General features: G+C 36.1%; 15 protein-coding genes. 4 read left to right on the forward strand and 11 right to left on the reverse strand.

The genetic code is table 11. From position 1 onward, the window contains the following. Positions 1–244: 244 nt before the first annotated feature. The 3 genes from SLH48_RS13715 to SLH48_RS13725 all read right to left on the reverse strand — a co-directional run bounded on the left by SLH48_RS13715 (position 245) and on the right by SLH48_RS13725 (position 3,656). The gene (locus tag SLH48_RS13715; RefSeq protein ID WP_320258646.1) at positions 245–1,243 is read right to left on the reverse strand and encodes a proline racemase family protein; all 999 of its coding nucleotides are present in this window, start codon (positions 1,241–1,243) and stop codon (positions 245–247) included. Positions 1,244–1,446: 203 nt separating this feature from the next. Beyond that, positions 1,447–2,472 carry a proline racemase family protein gene (locus SLH48_RS13720; RefSeq protein ID WP_214481291.1) on the reverse strand — a complete coding sequence of 342 codons (1,026 nt, stop codon included), beginning with the start codon at positions 2,470–2,472 and terminating at the stop codon, positions 1,447–1,449. Further along, positions 2,472–3,656, reverse strand: a complete 1,185-nt coding sequence (locus SLH48_RS13725) for an FAD-dependent oxidoreductase (protein WP_320258647.1) — start codon at positions 3,654–3,656, stop codon at positions 2,472–2,474. The genes SLH48_RS13720 and SLH48_RS13725 overlap by 1 nt, the downstream gene beginning before the upstream one ends. A 229-nt stretch (positions 3,657–3,885) precedes the next feature. On the opposite strand from SLH48_RS13725, the gene SLH48_RS13730 reads away from it, so the two are divergent. From SLH48_RS13730 to SLH48_RS13745, 4 genes are all read left to right on the forward strand, one after another. Further along, entirely contained in the window at positions 3,886–5,616 is a 1,731-nt protein-coding gene (locus tag SLH48_RS13730; RefSeq protein WP_320258648.1) for a sigma-54 interaction domain-containing protein, read from the forward strand. 81 nt (positions 5,617–5,697) lie between these two features. Continuing rightward, positions 5,698–5,970 (forward strand): (2Fe-2S)-binding protein, encoded by a 273-nt coding sequence (locus tag SLH48_RS13735; protein WP_413785427.1) that lies wholly within the window; start codon positions 5,698–5,700, stop codon positions 5,968–5,970. Beyond that, positions 5,967–6,305: a (2Fe-2S)-binding protein gene (locus SLH48_RS13740; protein ID WP_320258649.1), complete on the forward strand. Its 339-nt coding sequence runs from the start codon at positions 5,967–5,969 to the stop codon at positions 6,303–6,305. Before SLH48_RS13735 ends, SLH48_RS13740 begins: the two co-directional genes overlap by 4 nt. Next, positions 6,302–7,540, forward strand: coding sequence for an NAD(P)/FAD-dependent oxidoreductase (locus tag SLH48_RS13745; RefSeq protein WP_320258650.1), 1,239 nt, complete (start codon positions 6,302–6,304; stop codon positions 7,538–7,540). Before SLH48_RS13740 ends, SLH48_RS13745 begins: the two co-directional genes overlap by 4 nt. Positions 7,541–7,859: 319 nt before the next feature. Here SLH48_RS13745 and SLH48_RS13750 read toward each other — a convergent pair whose 3' ends face one another. The 8 genes from SLH48_RS13750 to hutP all read right to left on the reverse strand — a co-directional run bounded on the left by SLH48_RS13750 (position 7,860) and on the right by hutP (position 17,071). After that, on the reverse strand, positions 7,860–8,822 hold the full coding sequence (locus SLH48_RS13750) for an NAD(P)-dependent alcohol dehydrogenase (RefSeq protein ID WP_214481297.1): 963 nt from the start codon (positions 8,820–8,822) through the stop codon (positions 7,860–7,862). 275 nt (positions 8,823–9,097) lie between these two features. Continuing rightward, positions 9,098–10,534 (reverse strand): aldehyde dehydrogenase family protein, encoded by a 1,437-nt coding sequence (locus SLH48_RS13755; RefSeq protein ID WP_320258651.1) that lies wholly within the window; start codon positions 10,532–10,534, stop codon positions 9,098–9,100. 371 nt (positions 10,535–10,905) lie between these two features. Further along, on the reverse strand, positions 10,906–11,787 hold the full coding sequence (locus tag SLH48_RS13760; RefSeq protein ID WP_320258652.1) for a dihydrodipicolinate synthase family protein: 882 nt from the start codon (positions 11,785–11,787) through the stop codon (positions 10,906–10,908). A gap of 515 nt (positions 11,788–12,302) precedes the next feature. After that, positions 12,303–12,767: an NUDIX domain-containing protein gene (locus SLH48_RS13765; protein ID WP_320258653.1), complete on the reverse strand. Its 465-nt coding sequence runs from the start codon at positions 12,765–12,767 to the stop codon at positions 12,303–12,305. A 323-nt stretch (positions 12,768–13,090) separates the two neighbouring features. Further along, positions 13,091–13,267, reverse strand: a complete 177-nt coding sequence (locus tag SLH48_RS13770) for a hypothetical protein (RefSeq protein ID WP_214481301.1) — start codon at positions 13,265–13,267, stop codon at positions 13,091–13,093. A gap of 137 nt (positions 13,268–13,404) precedes the next feature. After that, a complete protein-coding gene (locus tag SLH48_RS13775) occupies positions 13,405–14,277 on the reverse strand; it encodes an NAD(P)-dependent oxidoreductase (protein WP_320258654.1) in 873 nt (290 codons plus the stop codon). Positions 14,278–14,906: 629 nt separating this feature from the next. Continuing rightward, the gene (gene hutH, locus SLH48_RS13780) at positions 14,907–16,403 is read right to left on the reverse strand and encodes a histidine ammonia-lyase (RefSeq protein WP_320258736.1); all 1,497 of its coding nucleotides are present in this window, start codon (positions 16,401–16,403) and stop codon (positions 14,907–14,909) included. A gap of 224 nt (positions 16,404–16,627) precedes the next feature. Continuing rightward, positions 16,628–17,071 (reverse strand): hut operon transcriptional regulator HutP, encoded by a 444-nt coding sequence (hutP, locus tag SLH48_RS13785; RefSeq protein ID WP_320258655.1) that lies wholly within the window; start codon positions 17,069–17,071, stop codon positions 16,628–16,630. Positions 17,072–17,127: the final 56 nt, after the last annotated feature.

Below are 17,127 nucleotides of genomic sequence, written 5' to 3' on the forward strand. Positions count from 1 at the left end.
GTTACAGGTAAAAAGATGGCACCAACTCTATTTGATACTATTTCTGACATACGTAAATGAACGATTCGTGTGAAAACAACCTTTTTAAAATCAGAGATAAAACATGTAGTGATTGTTAAGAATGATCGTTACTAAACTGAAAACAGATTTGTTGGATGATTGCTATAGTTAAGAAACGGTACATAAGTTACTTGTGTACTCCATATGACAAAGTCTATTCTTTAATCAGCGGTATATTCAATCTTTACTTTAATAAAAATCCATTCTTTAAAGGGTCATCTTCATCTACTAGAAATTGGTGTAGCCCTGTTATAAATGCAGAACCGGTTATTTGTATTGTAATTGCATCATTACCATCATATTTTGTAATAGAACTCATTTCTCCTACCAACTGACCACCTATTATACTTTCAAAAATAATTTTGTCTTGATATTGTATCTTGCCATAATGGTGCAATGCTGCCATTAAAGCACTAATACCGCTTACTGAAGGCGATCGATCAATATGACCTGTACTGTTCATTACTAATAACTGTACTTTTGAACTATTTAACTGACTTTCGTCATATAATATCACTCCACTTATTTCTTTTACAGCTCCATGACTATGGCTAAGTAAATCTATATCGATTTGATTGTTAATCTCTTTGACGATTTTGCGAAATGCTACTAAATTTGTAACATCAAGCTCTATCCCTATGTCTTCAACCCTTACAATTGCATAGTATCCACCACCGTATGCAATATCAACATTCAACATACGATGTGGAACATTTAATTGTATGTTCATCATATCAAAATATGATGGACTGTACTGAAAGTTTACTGATTCTACTGTTGTTCGATCCCATTGTGCATGGGCTATGACCTTGCCAGCTACACTGTCGATAATTATATCTTTTGATATGCTATTCATGTCTATTAAACCTGTCTCGATAGCAGCGGTTACAACTTCAATAATCCCTTGACCATACATAGATGAATACCCTTCATTGCTGAAAAATATCATTCCAAAATGAGCATCTTCATGAACAGGTTCAGTAATCATACACCCCTTCATACCTGCATGTCCTCGTGGTTCTTTCATAAGAATATGACTTATAATTTCATAGTGATTTGCCAAGTAATCTTTTTTTTCTTCCATCGTTTTCCCCCTTATTGGAGGAACTCCACCAGTGATGATTCTTAGTGGTTCACCTGCCGCGTGCACATCAACAGTTGTAATCAATTTGTTAAATTCCATTACTCCACCTCTTGTTGATCATATTAATGGCTTATTCGTATTGATTGTTGCGTTTTGTTCTAACATATAAGCATGTTATATTTAGCGTTAATGGCATTTTGTTACTTTTAATGATTGGTGTTTCTATTAAGCTTCGTCTTACAGTCTATTATTATAAAAAAATCGCAACAAATTATGCTAAAGTAGCATGCTAGATACCTATATTACTCATGTCCCTCCATTGGTGGAATGAGTAGAAATCCGTCCTTCAGCTTATCTTTTGGATTGTAAAAGAAATGGTGCATGCCCATTACCCAAGCAGAGCCAGATATTTCGGTGATTACTGCTTCAACATTTTCTACTGAAGTCGTTTGTATTACTCTTCCTTTAAACGTCGTTCCAACGATACTCTCATGAATAAATAGCTCATTTAATGCTATCTCATTTTTTGCATATAATGTCGCAAGTTTTGCAGACGTCCCTGTACCACATGGAGAACGGTCAATACCACCAGGTGGGACGACTACTGTATTTTTCACGTGTGCATTTTGGTTACTTGGGTACGTAAAAAATTCTACATGAGTTAAGCCATTAATAAATGGGTGTTCAGGATGAGCAATTTCAGTGCTTTCATTTATTTTATCACGAAGTTTTACAGCTATTTCTACTATATTTGATGCATTTGCAGGGTTGAGTTCTAGCCCCAATTTTCTCGCGTCTGTTATTGCATAAAAATTCCCTCCGTATGCAATGTCACAATGAACATCTCCATAGCCATCGAGGTTTACGTTAATGCTTTTCAATAAAAAAGAAGGGATATTACAAAAGGCTACCTCTATTGCTTTACCATTAGAGATTGTTATATTAACCTTGACCAGCCCTGCAGGTGTATCTAATGTAAGTGTTGTAATCGGCTCCTGGATATTAATCATCCCTGCTTCAACTAGTGCTGTGCAAACTCCAATTGTATCGTGACCACACATTGGTAAATAGCCGCCTGTTTCAATGTAAATCACGCCAATATCTGCTTCAGGGTGACAAGGCTCTGTGATTAAGGCACCTGACATCACATCATGTCCTCTCGGTTCGTACATTAAAAACTGCCGGATATAATCATAATTACTTTTCATGTATAGCATTTTGTCAGACATCGTTTTGCCCTCTAACTTTGGGAGACCATTAATTACAGTTCTTGTTGGATTCCCTCCTGTATGTGTGTCAATTGTTGAAAACACCTGCCTTGCTTTCATTATTGTGTCACCCTCTCTTTAAAACGATCGTATCTTAGTGGTTTTAATGGAACCGCCGATTCTGACTTTTCTTGTATAAGATCATCAATTAATTTTCCAGTGATCGCTGCCAAGCTAATACCATCTCCTTCATGCCCTGCTGCTATAAAGAAGTTTGGTATCTCTTCAACTTGTGAAATGATCGGTAAATGATCCTCTGTATACGGACGTAATCCTGCATATGTTCGAATGAGTGAAAAGTCAGCTAGCTTAGGATAAAAACGAATCGCCCTCTTAGCCATACACTTTATCACTTCCATATCTACAGTCGTATTAAATCCGACAAATTGTCTGCTGCTCCCTATAAGAAAATTTTGACTAGCTGTTGGCTCAAAAACGAGGGCAACTCCATACTTCTCTGTTGTCTCATCAACCATTCTTTTCCCACCGAATTTAGAGATTAAATAGCCAAATTCCATTACCTTACGAAGACCAATTGGCTGTTGCCTTGCTGCAACGATAATATGTCCTTTTCTTGGTTTAATTGGAATAGTGATGCCCAACATTTCACCTATTCTAGGAGCCCATACCCCTGCAGCGTTCACGACATATGTTGATGTAAAAGTCCCGTTTGATGTTTCTACTATAAATTGATTATTCTTTGTTTTCTTCACTTGTTTTACTTCAGTATGAGTAACAACCTGAGCTCCATACTTCCTCGCCCCTTCAAATAATGAAAATGTCATTAAATATGGGTTGACTGTTGAATCTGTTTGACATTCCACTCCTCCGAGTAGGTCATCAGCAAAATACGGAGATTCTTGCTTTATATCAAATCTATCAAGCATTCGAAACGGAAGTCCAGCTGCCTTCTGCTTTCTAACCCATTCTTCTGCTGCCACCATCTCCTGTTCATTTTCACAAACTAAAATACTTCCTGGTGCTCTATATTCAAAAGTGTGCTCTAATTCTTTACTTAATTGATCAACGAGTCTTTGACTCTCAAGGGACATTTGACTATCAAAGCCGGGGTCTTTATCAATTGCTAAGATGTTCCCATCACACCTTGATGAAGTTCCACTAGCTAGTTCCCCTTTTTCAATGACAGTTACATTGTATCCTGATTTGGAAACGTAATATGCAACTGCGCTTCCTATTACACCTCCACCAATAACTAAGACTTCACAATGTTTTGTCGTACACATGATAGACTCCTTCCTAACTACTATAGCTTTAGTTACATATTGCAAGAAGTATACCAATGTAGTAAAAATATAAAATCATATAAAAAATGAGTAAGCTAATAATGATATCTAATATAAAGTCGTTATTTTATAATTTAAATATTGTAAATGTTCTAACAATGAAATAAAATGAGTGTATAATATTTTTTAATGTGTAAAAAAAGACATACATAAATTAGGGAGGGTACTAATGTCAATAACATATACGAATGCCATTGATTTTATTAATACTGAGTTTTTATTATATTCAAAAGAAGAATTTAATGAACAGCATGCTTCTAACGATTTAACTAACATAGACAATTATCCAATGGTCTTTGTCAAAGATCAGGATCATTACTTTTTTGCACCTTTAGACAAATCCACTACACAACTTGAAGAAGTCAGTTTAATTCCTTCAAATAGTTCTGTTGCTCATTTAATTACTGAATTAACAAGCAGCAGTATCGTACTTGTACAAAATACAAAAGAAGTCATAGGTTATGTTAGTATTAAGCAGTTTATAGATAAGATGTATTATTCCTACCAATCATTAAACGCCTACTTCGAGGCTGTCATCAATACAATCGATGCCTCAGTAACAGTTATCGATCATCAAGGCATCGTGCATGTTTGGACTGAAGGAGCTGAAAAAATTTTTTCCTTAAGCAAAGATCAAATTTTAGGAAATCCTATTACCGATTTTTTTGACATTGATAAACTAGAAATTATGAAAACATTAAAGGAAGGCCGCTCTTTATACCGCCATCAACATAAACCTCGCTCAGACCTATTCGTCTTAATTAACTCAAATCCCATTCACCTAGAAAATGATATCGTTGGAGCAGTAGTAACCGAAATGGACATAACGAGTCAGGTTCGCCTAAATCAAGAATTATTTAATATGTCTACAAAAGTCCAACACCTTGAACAAGAAGTAGCAAAGTTAAATCGATTAAAAGATCCATTTGATACGATAAAGGGTAATAGCTCAGCTATAAAGAAAACCATTCAATTGTCAAAAAGAATATGCACCACAAATACAACTGTTTTAATTCTTGGTGAAAGTGGAGTCGGGAAAGAGTTATTCGCCAAGGCCATTCATGATACACGTGAATCTCATGATGCACCTTTTATTCCCATAAACTGTGGAGCCATTCCTTCATCATTGTTTGAAAGTGAATTATTTGGATATGCGAAAGGAGCATTTTCTGGAGCGGACCAAAAAGGTAAGAAAGGTAAAATTGAGCTTGCGATTGGTGGTACACTTTTTCTCGATGAAATCGGTGAAATGCCGCTAGACATGCAAGTTAAACTACTCAGGGTTCTTCAAGAAAGAAAATTCTACCCAATTGGAGGAACAAAACAGATTAATGCTGATATAAACATTATCGCTGCAACGAATCGTGACCTTGAGTCATTAGTAAAGCAAGGAGATTTTCGTCAAGATTTATTTTACAGACTAAATGTTGTAAGTATAAATGTTCCACCATTACGAAAAAGACAAGAGGATATTGTAGAGCTTACGCATTACTTTTTATATGAATTTTCCATTAGATACAACCGGCCAATTCATGGTATATCGCAGACTGTAATGGAACAATTACTACAATATGATTGGCCTGGAAATATTCGAGAGCTACGCAATGTGGTGGAAAGATTGGTTGTTTTTAGCACTGAAGGAAATATAAATTATGAAGATTTACCTTTTACAATTGACCCTATCAAAACAAGCGAATCGACATCATATGCTCTTTCATCAGCTGAAATCCTTTCACATGAGATCGGGACATTAAGTGACGAATTACATGCACATGAGAAAAAGGTTATCTTACATGCTTTAAAACTGCATAACGGAAATAAGCTTGCATGCGCCAAGCGATTAGGAATTACACGAGCAACACTATACAATAGAATGAAAAAACTAAATATACATTTATAAACCATCCTTCGGCATAAAACTTGCATCTGTTAGTAATAAGTTAATTCTAAACGTTTTTGAACCACAAAAAAGGAGTGACCTATTATGACCGAAGCACAAACGATCATCTGTCGATGCGAAGAAGTAACCTACGAGGAAGTGTTCAATGCTATTCAACAATATATGTGTTCCTCTCGAGAAATTAAACTAAGAACACGTGCTGGAATGGGCTGTTGTGGAGGTCGTACGTGTAGAGTACTGCTTGAATCGCTCATACAAGATTTTTCAGAATTTGAAACAGAGAGGCTACAGCCCTTAAAATATCAGCCACCTATTCGACCAGTATCTTTTGGGCTGTTAGGTGAAAATAAATGACCGAAAAAAACCGTATCGTGAATCACCCAATCCTTGGCATATTACAAGACAAAAAACGAATTACTTTTATGTTTGATGGACAGCTTGTCGAAGCTTATGAAGGAGATACGATTGCTGCCGCTCTATTAGCAAATAATATACGTACACTACGGTATCATGAAGAGACTGCAACACCGAGGGGCATATACTGTAACATCGGACATTGTTACGAATGCCGTTTATCGGTCAATGGCACGAATGGAGTTAGATCCTGCATAACTGTCGTTGAAGAAGGAATGAAAGTAGAAACAAGTAAAACTCTACCGAGTCCGTTAAAGGAGGTGGAGTCTAAATGATTGATGTCGTTATTATTGGAGCAGGACCAGCTGGATTAAAGGCAGCCATAACATGCGCTACATATGGCTTACACGTAAAGGTAATTGATGAGTTTGTGAAACCAGGTGGACGACTTCTCGGTCAACTTCATGAAGAACCAAATGGAACTTGGTGGAATGGTATAGAACAAGCGAACAATTTATTGGAGCAAGCCACAGCTAACGGCGTTACAATCGATTGTGGAGTATCTGTCCACCACCTTGAAAAAACTACAGATGGCTGGGTTATTCATACGAATAAAGAACAAATTATTTCACCAACCGTCTTATTAGCAACAGGTGCCGCTGAATATTCAACACCAATTCAAGGGTGGACACTTCCCGGAGTCATGTCAATTGGTGCCGCACAGGTGATGACAAATGTTCACAGGGTAAAAGTTGGTCAAAGAGGAATTGTCATTGGATTAAATGTTTTATCATTTGCAATAGCTCGTGAATTACAGCTTGCTGGTATTGAATTGGCTAGTATTGTTCCTCCAAAGTTCAGTCAAATCACGAAAGAAACTGGGCATCCACATAAAATTATGGATGCGTTACTTAAGTATTCTCACCTTGCTCCATCAGTATTTCTTAGATTCGGGAGTAAATTAATTAAAAATCAAACTTTGCAAAGAATAGCAGTTGACTTTTACCCTAAAAGTGGCATATCAGTTTGGGGCATACCTCTGCATCTACGTACTGCCGCTGTAGAAATATTTGGGGAGACTAAAGTTGAAGGTGTTAAGCTTGTTAATATTACTTCTAGTGGTGAACCTATAAAGGGGACAGAAAGGGAATTACTTGTCGATTTTGTTTGCATCTCTGGTGGACTATACCCATTAGCAGAATTAGCAGCTGTTGCTGGCTGTCCCTTCTACTATATTTCCGAATTGGGCGGCCATATTCCTTTACACAACAAAAGAATGGAAACACCATTGGAAGGACTCTACGTAGCAGGAAACATCACAGGTATTGAAAGCTCTAAGGTTGCAATTGCTCAAGGGAATACCGCTGGACTGTCAATTGTATCAAACTTAATGAAAAATAATGAGGCAATCGAAGAAAAGGTCAATGAATCAATTGTAAACATAGAACAAGTTAGACATAATTCAATCATCCAATTTCACCCTGGTATAAAGGAAGGAAGAAAACAGTTAAATAACTTATGGAATGACTACAAATGTCAATACCCTCAAAAATATAAACAAATGTACTAATGATCATCAAACTTGAACATTAGTGAAATCATATGGAGACTCTCCATAATAAAGAATCCCACCTTTAGCTGTGGGATTCTTATTTTCTCTCTAGTCTTCCTTTAAAACTGTGTTCACATTGATTGTTGTTTCTCATAGTAAAAAAATAAACACGTAATCAAATAGCGTTCAAAGCATTTTTTATCTATATAATGATGACTAACATATAAAGCGACTTTTTATGGTACTAATTTGATCAAAGTATACGAAAAGAGCTTAATGATAAGAACCTTTCCACCCACCCTATTATACCAATCATAATTCACAATAAACATTCCAATTAAGTGATGACCACATTACCCTTCTTACGTCCTTTATCAACATATTCATGAGCTTCAGTAATTTGTTCCAATGGATAGCATCTATCAATAACTGATACTAGCTTTTCCTCCTCAATAAGCTTTTTAAGAAAGACTAAATCTTCAGTATTGCCTGGAGCTATCCCGCTTACAACTTTTTTGTCACCTACTATTGAAGTACGTATCATTTGAAAAATTTGTGGATAATGAATAACAGCTAATACATAAAATCCATTTTGTTTTAAAGACCTTTTACAGTGTGAAAACTTGGTTTTGCCAACAGTGTCAAATATAATGTCATACTTATCACTTTGATGTGTGAAATCCTCAGTAGTGTAATCAATGACTTTATCTGCTCCTAAAGATCTCACCATTTCTACATTACCTGTACTACAAACTCCTGTTACTTCTGCCCCAAAGACTTTACCAAGCTGTACTGCAAATGTACCTACACTCCCTGAAGCTCCATAAATAAGGACTTTTTGTCCACTCTTTATATTGCCTTTACGTAGGAAATACAATGCAGATACTGCCCCAAAGGGAACTGCTGCCGCTTCTTCGTAGCTCATATTACTTGGCATAATTCCAATAGCTCCGTCTTCGGCTATGCTTATATATTCAACATAAGTGCCTTTCCCGCTAAATCCATACACTTGGTCACCGATATTAAACCGTGTTACTTTACTACCTATCGAGACAATTTCCCCAGCAAGATCCATACCTAGTATATTTTTTTTTGGCTTTGTAAAACCTATCGCTATTTTAGAAATTGGCCACATGGGTAATGACTTTCTACTTCCTTGTCGCATCCTTGCATCTCCCGATGATACAGTTCTTGCATGAACTTTGATCAGCACTTCATTATCCTCGATAGCTGGCTTATCAAGTTCTTTCAGACGAAGAACATCCGGTGACCCGTACCTTGTATATATCATTGCTTTCATAAATCTCCTCCTTAATCAATAATGTCCGTTAAGTATTAATTGAAGCTAATATATTATCTATATTACTAAAATATTCATAGTTCAGTAATATCTCTCGTTCATAAAACGACATAAAGAATCGATTATTTTTTTATAGTATTAAATAAATATAAAAAAGCAGAGTAAGATACCCTGCCCTTGTTATTTGTCTTTTCCCTTGCACTATAAATTTAGTAAATCAATTTAAGCCGAACCCTTTGCAAAGATAGAAGGAACTGCAAAATCTTCACCAAAGTTTAAAAAGAGTATTTAATTGCACAAGTTTTAATTGATGTATAGAAATCTAATGCAGCCTGCCCTTGTTCACGTGAATGAGAGCTTGATTGCTTCATACCACCAAATGGCGCTTGATATTCAACACCAGCTGTTTCTTGATTAACTCGAACCATGCCGGCATCACTTTCATCAAGAAATCGATGAGCTTTCGATAGATTATTCGTAAATACTGAAGCACTTAACCCGTATACTGTCTCATTACATAAATGCATCGCATCTTCAAAGTCTTGTGCTTTTAACACAACCGCAAGCGGACCAAAGACCTCTTCTTGAACAAGTGTATGTTTAGGGTCAACTCCTGTCGCTAGCATAGGGCTAATATAGAACCCTTCTGATTCTATTGAACTCATACCCTCCCCAATGATCTCTGCCTCGGTACGGGCTTGATTAATATATGCTGAAACACTATCAAACTGTTCTTTTGATGCTACTGGTCCTAAGTATGAACTGGCATTTAAGGCATTTCCAGTGACAAGTTCAGAAACAGCTCGCTCCATTTGCCCAACAAAGTTTTCGTAAACATTACTTTCTACAATTATTCTACTCGTTGCAGTACACTTTTGCCCTGCAGAACGATAAGCACCACTTAGTATGATAGGAACTGTTTTTTCTATATTGGCATCATTTAGAACAACTGCTGCGTTCTTGCCACCCATTTCTGTTTGATATTTAATATTTCGCTTTGCACATATACTAGCAACTTGTATCCCTGTATTCGATGATCCTGTGAAACTAACCGCATCTATGTCTACTTGTTCAAGTAGTGTCTTCCCAACGATACTCCCCTTACCGATTACTAAGTTTAATACTCCTTCAGGTAATTGGACTGTACTAAAAATCTCCATCATTTTTGTTGCTGTTAATGAAGCGATTTCTGCAGGTTTCCAAATTACTGTATTCCCACAAATGAGTGCTGGAGCTATTTTCCAAATAGGAATAGCTACAGGGAAATTCCATGGTGTAATTATTCCAACTACCCCTAAAGGAACACGCTTCGTATATTGAAGTACATCACTATCGGACGCAGGTATAACATTACCGTTTGAACGCACTCCTTCAGCTGCATAGTATTTTAATAGATTTACTGCACGCAACACTTCACCCTTCATCTCAGCAATTGGCTTCCCCATCTCTCGGCTAGATAAAGTTGCAAGCTCTTCAATGTTCTTTTGCAAGGCATCTGCCATTTGGGATAAATACGAGCCTCGCACAGCACTAGGTAGAGATGACCAAACCTTGAAACCTTGCTTTGCCGCCGTCTCTGCTTGTAATACATGATTTTCATTAGAGCAATGCACAACTCCAACTTCTTCCGTTAAATTAGACGGATTATACACAACTTTTCTATCTTCTACTACCGAAACGACTTCCCCACCTATCCAGTTTTTTGTTTCCACAAATATCCCTCCTACTATTGTCATTTTGGTTATTTATTAAGGCTGTTTTCTCATTAATTGTTGTTTTTCGTATTAAGAAGTAAACACCTACACAACTAGAGTTCGTAGCATCTTTTTCTCCTGTACAACGATGACTAACACTTTAAAACTACTTTTTATAATTCTAATTTGATAACGATAGCAACCCGGACCTTTATTAAAAAAGTCATTGATTAATAATTGTCTTGGTATACCTTTTAATAACAAATGGATTTTTTGTAATCATATTAACAAAAACTCATGACATCTCTTCTTCGCTAAAGACTATAAAAAATCTATATGTCAGTTACTCAAATGTAGTAATAAATGTTTACAAAAAGATCTTATAATCGCTATTGCTTCACAGTAGAAGCTGCCCGTTGAAAGGCTTTTTTAACATCTTCATATTCTTCGTTACTTAAAGGTAAGCGTGGAGGTCTTGTTGTACCAACTGGCTGTCCAGCTAATTCCATCATGTATTTTATATATTGAACGAGCTGAGGGCTCGCATCATAATGAAATAAAGGGAGTAAACTTCTATATAACTCTATTGCCTCAGTCGCCCGACCTTCTCTACCTAGACGAAACAACTCTACACTTTGTTTAGGTAAAGCATTTGGAACCCCTGCAATCCAACCAGTTGCGCCAGCTAAAGGACCTTCCAACGCTAAGTCATCTACCCCGATTAATACTTCCAAGTCTGTTTTATCCAAAATGTCATGTACTCTTCGAATATCTCCACTGAACTCTTTTACAGCTTTAACGTTTTTCAGCTTTGAAAGAGTTTTTAATAATTCAGGAGTTAAATCAGTAGGGTAGTCGTGAGGGTTATTGTATGCAATAATCGGAATACCTACTTCATTTAACGCTTCATAATGAGCGATGACTTCGTTTTGTAGAGGTTTATAATTGATAGGTGGTAAAGCCATAATGCCTGCTCCACCTTTGTCTTTTGCGAACTGAGCCCATTTTACTGCTTGCTCTGTAGAAGGTGCTCCAGTACCAACTACTACAGGAACACGAAAATTTGCAGCAGCAATGACCGTTTCAATCACTTTTGCACGTTCTTCAACTGTTAACGTAGCATATTCTCCTAATGAACCAGAAGGAACTAAACCGTCTACCCCTTGAGAAATTAACCAATTACATAACTCATATAAGCGTTTATAATCAACTTCATAAGTTTCAGTAAATGGAGTAACAACTGCAACGTACACACCTTCAAAATTTGCCATATAACATTCCCCTTTCTAAGAAAACATAGCGGTATTTTTTAAAATTATACTCAGAGAAAGTTTTGCAAATTTCATGCCAAATATTAAACATTTATATAATGTCTTTGTATTAGCAGAGGATTTTTTAAACGTGTATAAAAAAGTATACACTGTTGATTTTTTTATACACTTCTACTTCATAAAAGTTAACACTATAAACTATAAGCCACTTTGTCATGCCATTATTACCAAATAAAAACTAGACTACCTTTTACTTTGACATCATTTCTTAGTAGCAAATTGCATATGATCTAGTTGATTTCTTAGTGTTAAAACTAGCAAAAGTCAAAGACTCTATGAGTAAACTTTTTTATTAATATTTAACAATCAGAATACGTATCCACTCATTCTTCATGCATTTAAGAATATCTGTCTCTCATTCTCCTAAGCTATTTAAAAAAATGTGCAAATTATCAAATAAATCAACAATCAGGCAACATTACAATAAAAGTCAAATTCAACATAGCAAAACTTAACTAGTTAATATCACCCAAATATACTGGCGCATTTTCTTTTCGAATATATTTAACAATATATTTAGTCAACTCTTTCGGATATATCCTGTATTGTTCTAAATCTTTTATATCCGCCCAATCTATCCCTACTTGGTAACTATCAGGATTTGTAGGGACTTTATTTGGACTCGTTTTATTTACTAGACTACAAATAAAGTAATATTCGATTTGATGAACATTAAAATCATAAGCAGCATGCTCATGGTTTTTGCCAATATATTCTCGAATATGAAGTAGTTCTCCAATTTGTACTTCTTGACCCACTTCTTCAATGCATTCTCTAATTAAAGTGTTGCTAATCGTTTCACCATGCTCTTGACCACCACCAGGAAATAGATAATATAACCCATCATCACCTACATTTTTTGTTAATAAGATCTTCTCCCCGTTAAAAATAATTGCTTTTGCAGAATTTCTAATATTCATTCTCTAACAACCCCTCCATCAAGTATTGTTGAATTCATGTGCATAAAAAAACCATAGAGATCCGCTCTACGGCAAAAAATGTATATGTAGTTTTTTACAACTTATTCTCCATTAAAGGTTTACTATCCTTTGTTACGAAATTTATAGTTGTTTGAATGATGTTTATCATTGTAAGACCTCTTTTATTTAGCTTATTGATCATAATATTATTATTCCATTCCCATGTAAATACCATTTTTAGAATTATAATCATAAAAAGGTAAAAAAGACCACAAATGTGGTCTTTGTTGATAAACTACATATTTTTTCAATAGAGACAGCTTTTATCCTTCATATAATCCATTATTTTTTGAGGCATTCTCTCGTTTTGTTTTTTCTTTTTGTGCACGATTTGCATTAGCACTTCCAAATTCATGGCTAAATTCAGTATCAATCGTACTACTGTCAAATCCTTGTTTGTTTTTTTGTTCTGCATCATTTTTGTTCGTTCTTTTTGCCACTCCTAATACCTCCATAATAATAGATTTACCCACCTATTATTATCAAGTCATGGTATAGTTATTCGTTTAGGAATGAAATTATTTATACAGCTAAACTGTAGGCTTATTTAAATCAATAAACAGTAAATTATGAAGGTTTAATATAACTTATACAATGCTTGTGTTCCACTTTCCCCTTCACCTTTTTTTGCTAGTTCGTCATACATTGATTTAGCTAGGCTTAACCCTGGTGTTTGCATTCCCATTGCTTCCGCCTCATTTAGCGCAATTCCCATATCTTTAATAAAATGTTTCACATAAAACCCTGGCTCAAAATTATCATCAATGATTCTCGGTGCTAAATTACTTAATGACCAGCTCCCCGCAGCTCCAAACGATATACTCTCTAACACTTTCGAAGGATTTAAGCCAGCTTTTTCTGCGTAAGCAACAGCTTCACAAACACCGATCATATTTGTAGCAATCGCAATTTGGTTACACATCTTAGTGTGCTGTCCTGCCCCTGCTTCCCCTTGTAAAATAATGTTCTTACCCATTATTTCTAAAATAGGTTTACAAGTAGTAAACACTTGCTCATCACCACCTACCATAATCGTTAGCTGTGCCTTTTGTGCCCCAATATCACCACCCGACACTGGTGCATCTAAAGAGAATATATTTTTTTTCTTCCCTTCTTCATAAATTTTTTTAGCAAGAGTAGGAGTCGATGTCGTCATATCAATGACATATGTACCTGGTTTTACATGACTTAATATACCGTTATCTCCAAGATAAACTTCCTCTACATCATGTGGATATCCTACCATTGTAAAGATCACATTTGCTTTTTGTGCAAGCTCTTCAACGCTATCTCTCCACATAGCCCCTTTTTCCAATAGGTCTTGCGCTTTTGCCTTCGTACGCGTATAAAGCGCTACCTTGTAACCCGCATCAACTAAATGACCTGCCATACTGTTACCCATTACACCCGTTCCGATAAAACCAATCTCTGTATTTTCTTTACTTAACATGCATAACATCCCCTTCACTATTTCCTCATATTATTATGTTTATGTTCATTATCTTATCATTTAATTCAATCAGTTGACTGTCACTAAGTTAAAATTATAACGATCTTTTCGTAAACTTTGTTGCCATTGTTACCAAATTTGAACCGAAACATATCGTTTTATTTGTTGGTCATCGTTTTAGAAAAGTGAAGATGCCACAAACACTAGTTGTGTATATGTTTAAATCTAAGTACGAACAACAACAATTAAGGAGAAAAAAGCCAATCATAAATAGAAATTTCTTATAGTTTCATTTCGAAAACGCCTATATCTTCCGAATGGAGTCTCTCCCATCTGATAAGGAAAAGCCTGTACAGGTGGAGCGCTAAAGCTCTTAAATCAAGGCTCTTTTCGTAAACTGTGTTGCTATTGTTATGTAATTAGCACCATAAATAGTTTAATATGGGTAGTCGTTGTTGTACAGAAGAAAAGATGCCACGAACTCTGGTGGTGTACGTGTTTGGTTCTTAGTACGAAAAGCAACCATTAATGCAAAAACAGTCTTAAGCAAAGTACGATCTAAATCCCCCTCTTGAACAAATCATCGTTTCAAAAAAACCCCACACTTTGTATGTGGGGTTCAATCATACTTAGACATTATGAGTCACTTGTTCTTCCTTCATCCACAAAGCTAACGCTTCTATATCTGTAGCAAACACTCTATCTTTCTTAATTGATGGAACAACGTTTCTCCCATTTTCGAATAGTTTGCGAGTTAGTGGAGCCATTTGTTCTTCTCCACGGTATTCTACCGCCTGCATACCACATATTAACTCAATAGCCAATACTCGACGTACATTGTTAATAATTTGATAAGCGTGTCTTGAGCCGATCGTTCCCATACTTACATGATCTTCTTGATTTGCAGATGATGGTATCGAATCAACACTTGCCGGGTGTGCGAGTGTTTTATTTTCCGATACTAGGGACGCAGCACTGTATTGCATGATCATAGCTCCTGACTGAAGTCCTGGCTCTGGACTGAGAAAAGGAGGTAAGTCATTTAATTGAGGGTTTACTAACCTTTCAATACGGCGTTCAGAAATATTCGCAAGTTCTGCCATGGCAATGCCAAGGAAATCCATTGCAAAAGCAATCGGTTGGCCATGAAAGTTCCCGCCAGAAATAACTTTGTTACCATCATCAAAAATTAGTGGATTATCTGTTGCTGCATTAATTTCAATTTCAAGCTTTTCTTTTACATAAGATAATGTTTGCCACGTAGCTCCATGCACTTGAGGTATACAACGTATTGAGTAAGCATCTTGTACTCGTATTTCTCCTTGATGGGTCGTAAGCTTACTTTGATCTAAAATCTTTCTTATCCTTTCAGCTACATGAATTTGCTCTTGATACCCTCTAGCTTCGTGAATGTCGTTATCAAATGCATCGATTATTCCTCGCAAGCCTTCAACTGTTAAGGATGCAATCCAGTCAGCTTGAATTGCTAATTTCTCTGCCTCAATGTATGCTACAACACCCATAGCTGTCATAGCTTGCGTTCCATTAATTAATGCCAAACCTTCTTTTGCTTGTAGTACAATCGGTGAAATGCCGACTTCGGCTAACACTTCTTTTGCAGGATGTATTTTGCCTTGATAATACACATTCCCTTCACCAAGTAGTGGTAATACTAAATGTGATAGTGGAGCCAGATCTCCACTTGCACCTAGTGATCCTTGCTGAGGAATGACAGGATGAATTCGGTTGTTAACTAACTTTAATAATGTTTCAATTACTATTGGTCGAACACCAGATACTCCTTTCAATAGGGCATTCGCTCTCAACACAAGCATTGCACGCGACACAACCTCTGGAAATGGCTCACCTACTCCACAAGCATGAGACAGGATTAAATTCAATTGTAGCTCCTCTACATCTTTAGCATCTATTAAAACATCACTAAATTTACCAAAACCAGTTGTGATTCCGTAGATTACTTTCTTTTCCGATACAATTCTTTCTACAGCTTCTCTGCTCTTTTTAACTTTTTCCATACTAGTTGAACAAGCTGTAACTTTTATATTGTCATTTAATATTTGTCTCATATCAGTAATTGACAGTGTCTGTCCAGTTAATGTAATCAGTCCGTCCACCATCTTTCTTTGTTTTTCTTCGACCTCATTTACGAACACACTCATTCTAATCCACTCCAAATCTCTTTAGTTAATTAAAGCACAAATCACAAAAGGGGCTATATCTAGTTAACAAAATGTTATACCTAGATACAGCCCCCTAATGTCTATAAAACTATGGGCATATATGATTTTTTTATTCAACAATAAAGCATGAACCTTTGGTTATAGTGTGATTATATGTGATTAATTCCTAAACCAATTGCTTCATGTTCATTCCCTTTTACTGGGGCACCAATGGTACCGTACAAAGCAACGGCAAGCCATTCTCCTTCAGCATCATTTTGATACGGTTTACCCCTAACGATTGAAAACCTAAGACCAACAGTACGTAGAACAGAGCCTAATTGAACTTGCCCCCTCGTAACTCCATGAAGCGCCTCAATAATTGCATGGTACAACGCATGTGATTCTCGGTATAATTCACCATCAATCATGCCATTTTTCCTTGCTGCAGTTTCAATTGCAGCTACGACTTTATTGGATTCCATTGAGCCTACTTTACCTACACATGTACTCCAAGTGGAGGGATACTGCTGTTGAGAAACGTCACTTTCGTCTACACTTAGAACAAGCTGAATGGCAATCTTTCCAATACGATTTTCCAATTTAATCGACATACATATTCTCTCTTTCATTAATACATAACTAAAGTATCTACTATCTAATAACTATT

The sequence above is a fragment of the Cytobacillus sp. IB215316 genome (genome assembly GCF_033963865.1).
GTDB classification, from domain to species: Bacteria; Bacillota; Bacilli; order Bacillales; family SM2101; genus Nanhaiella; species Nanhaiella sioensis.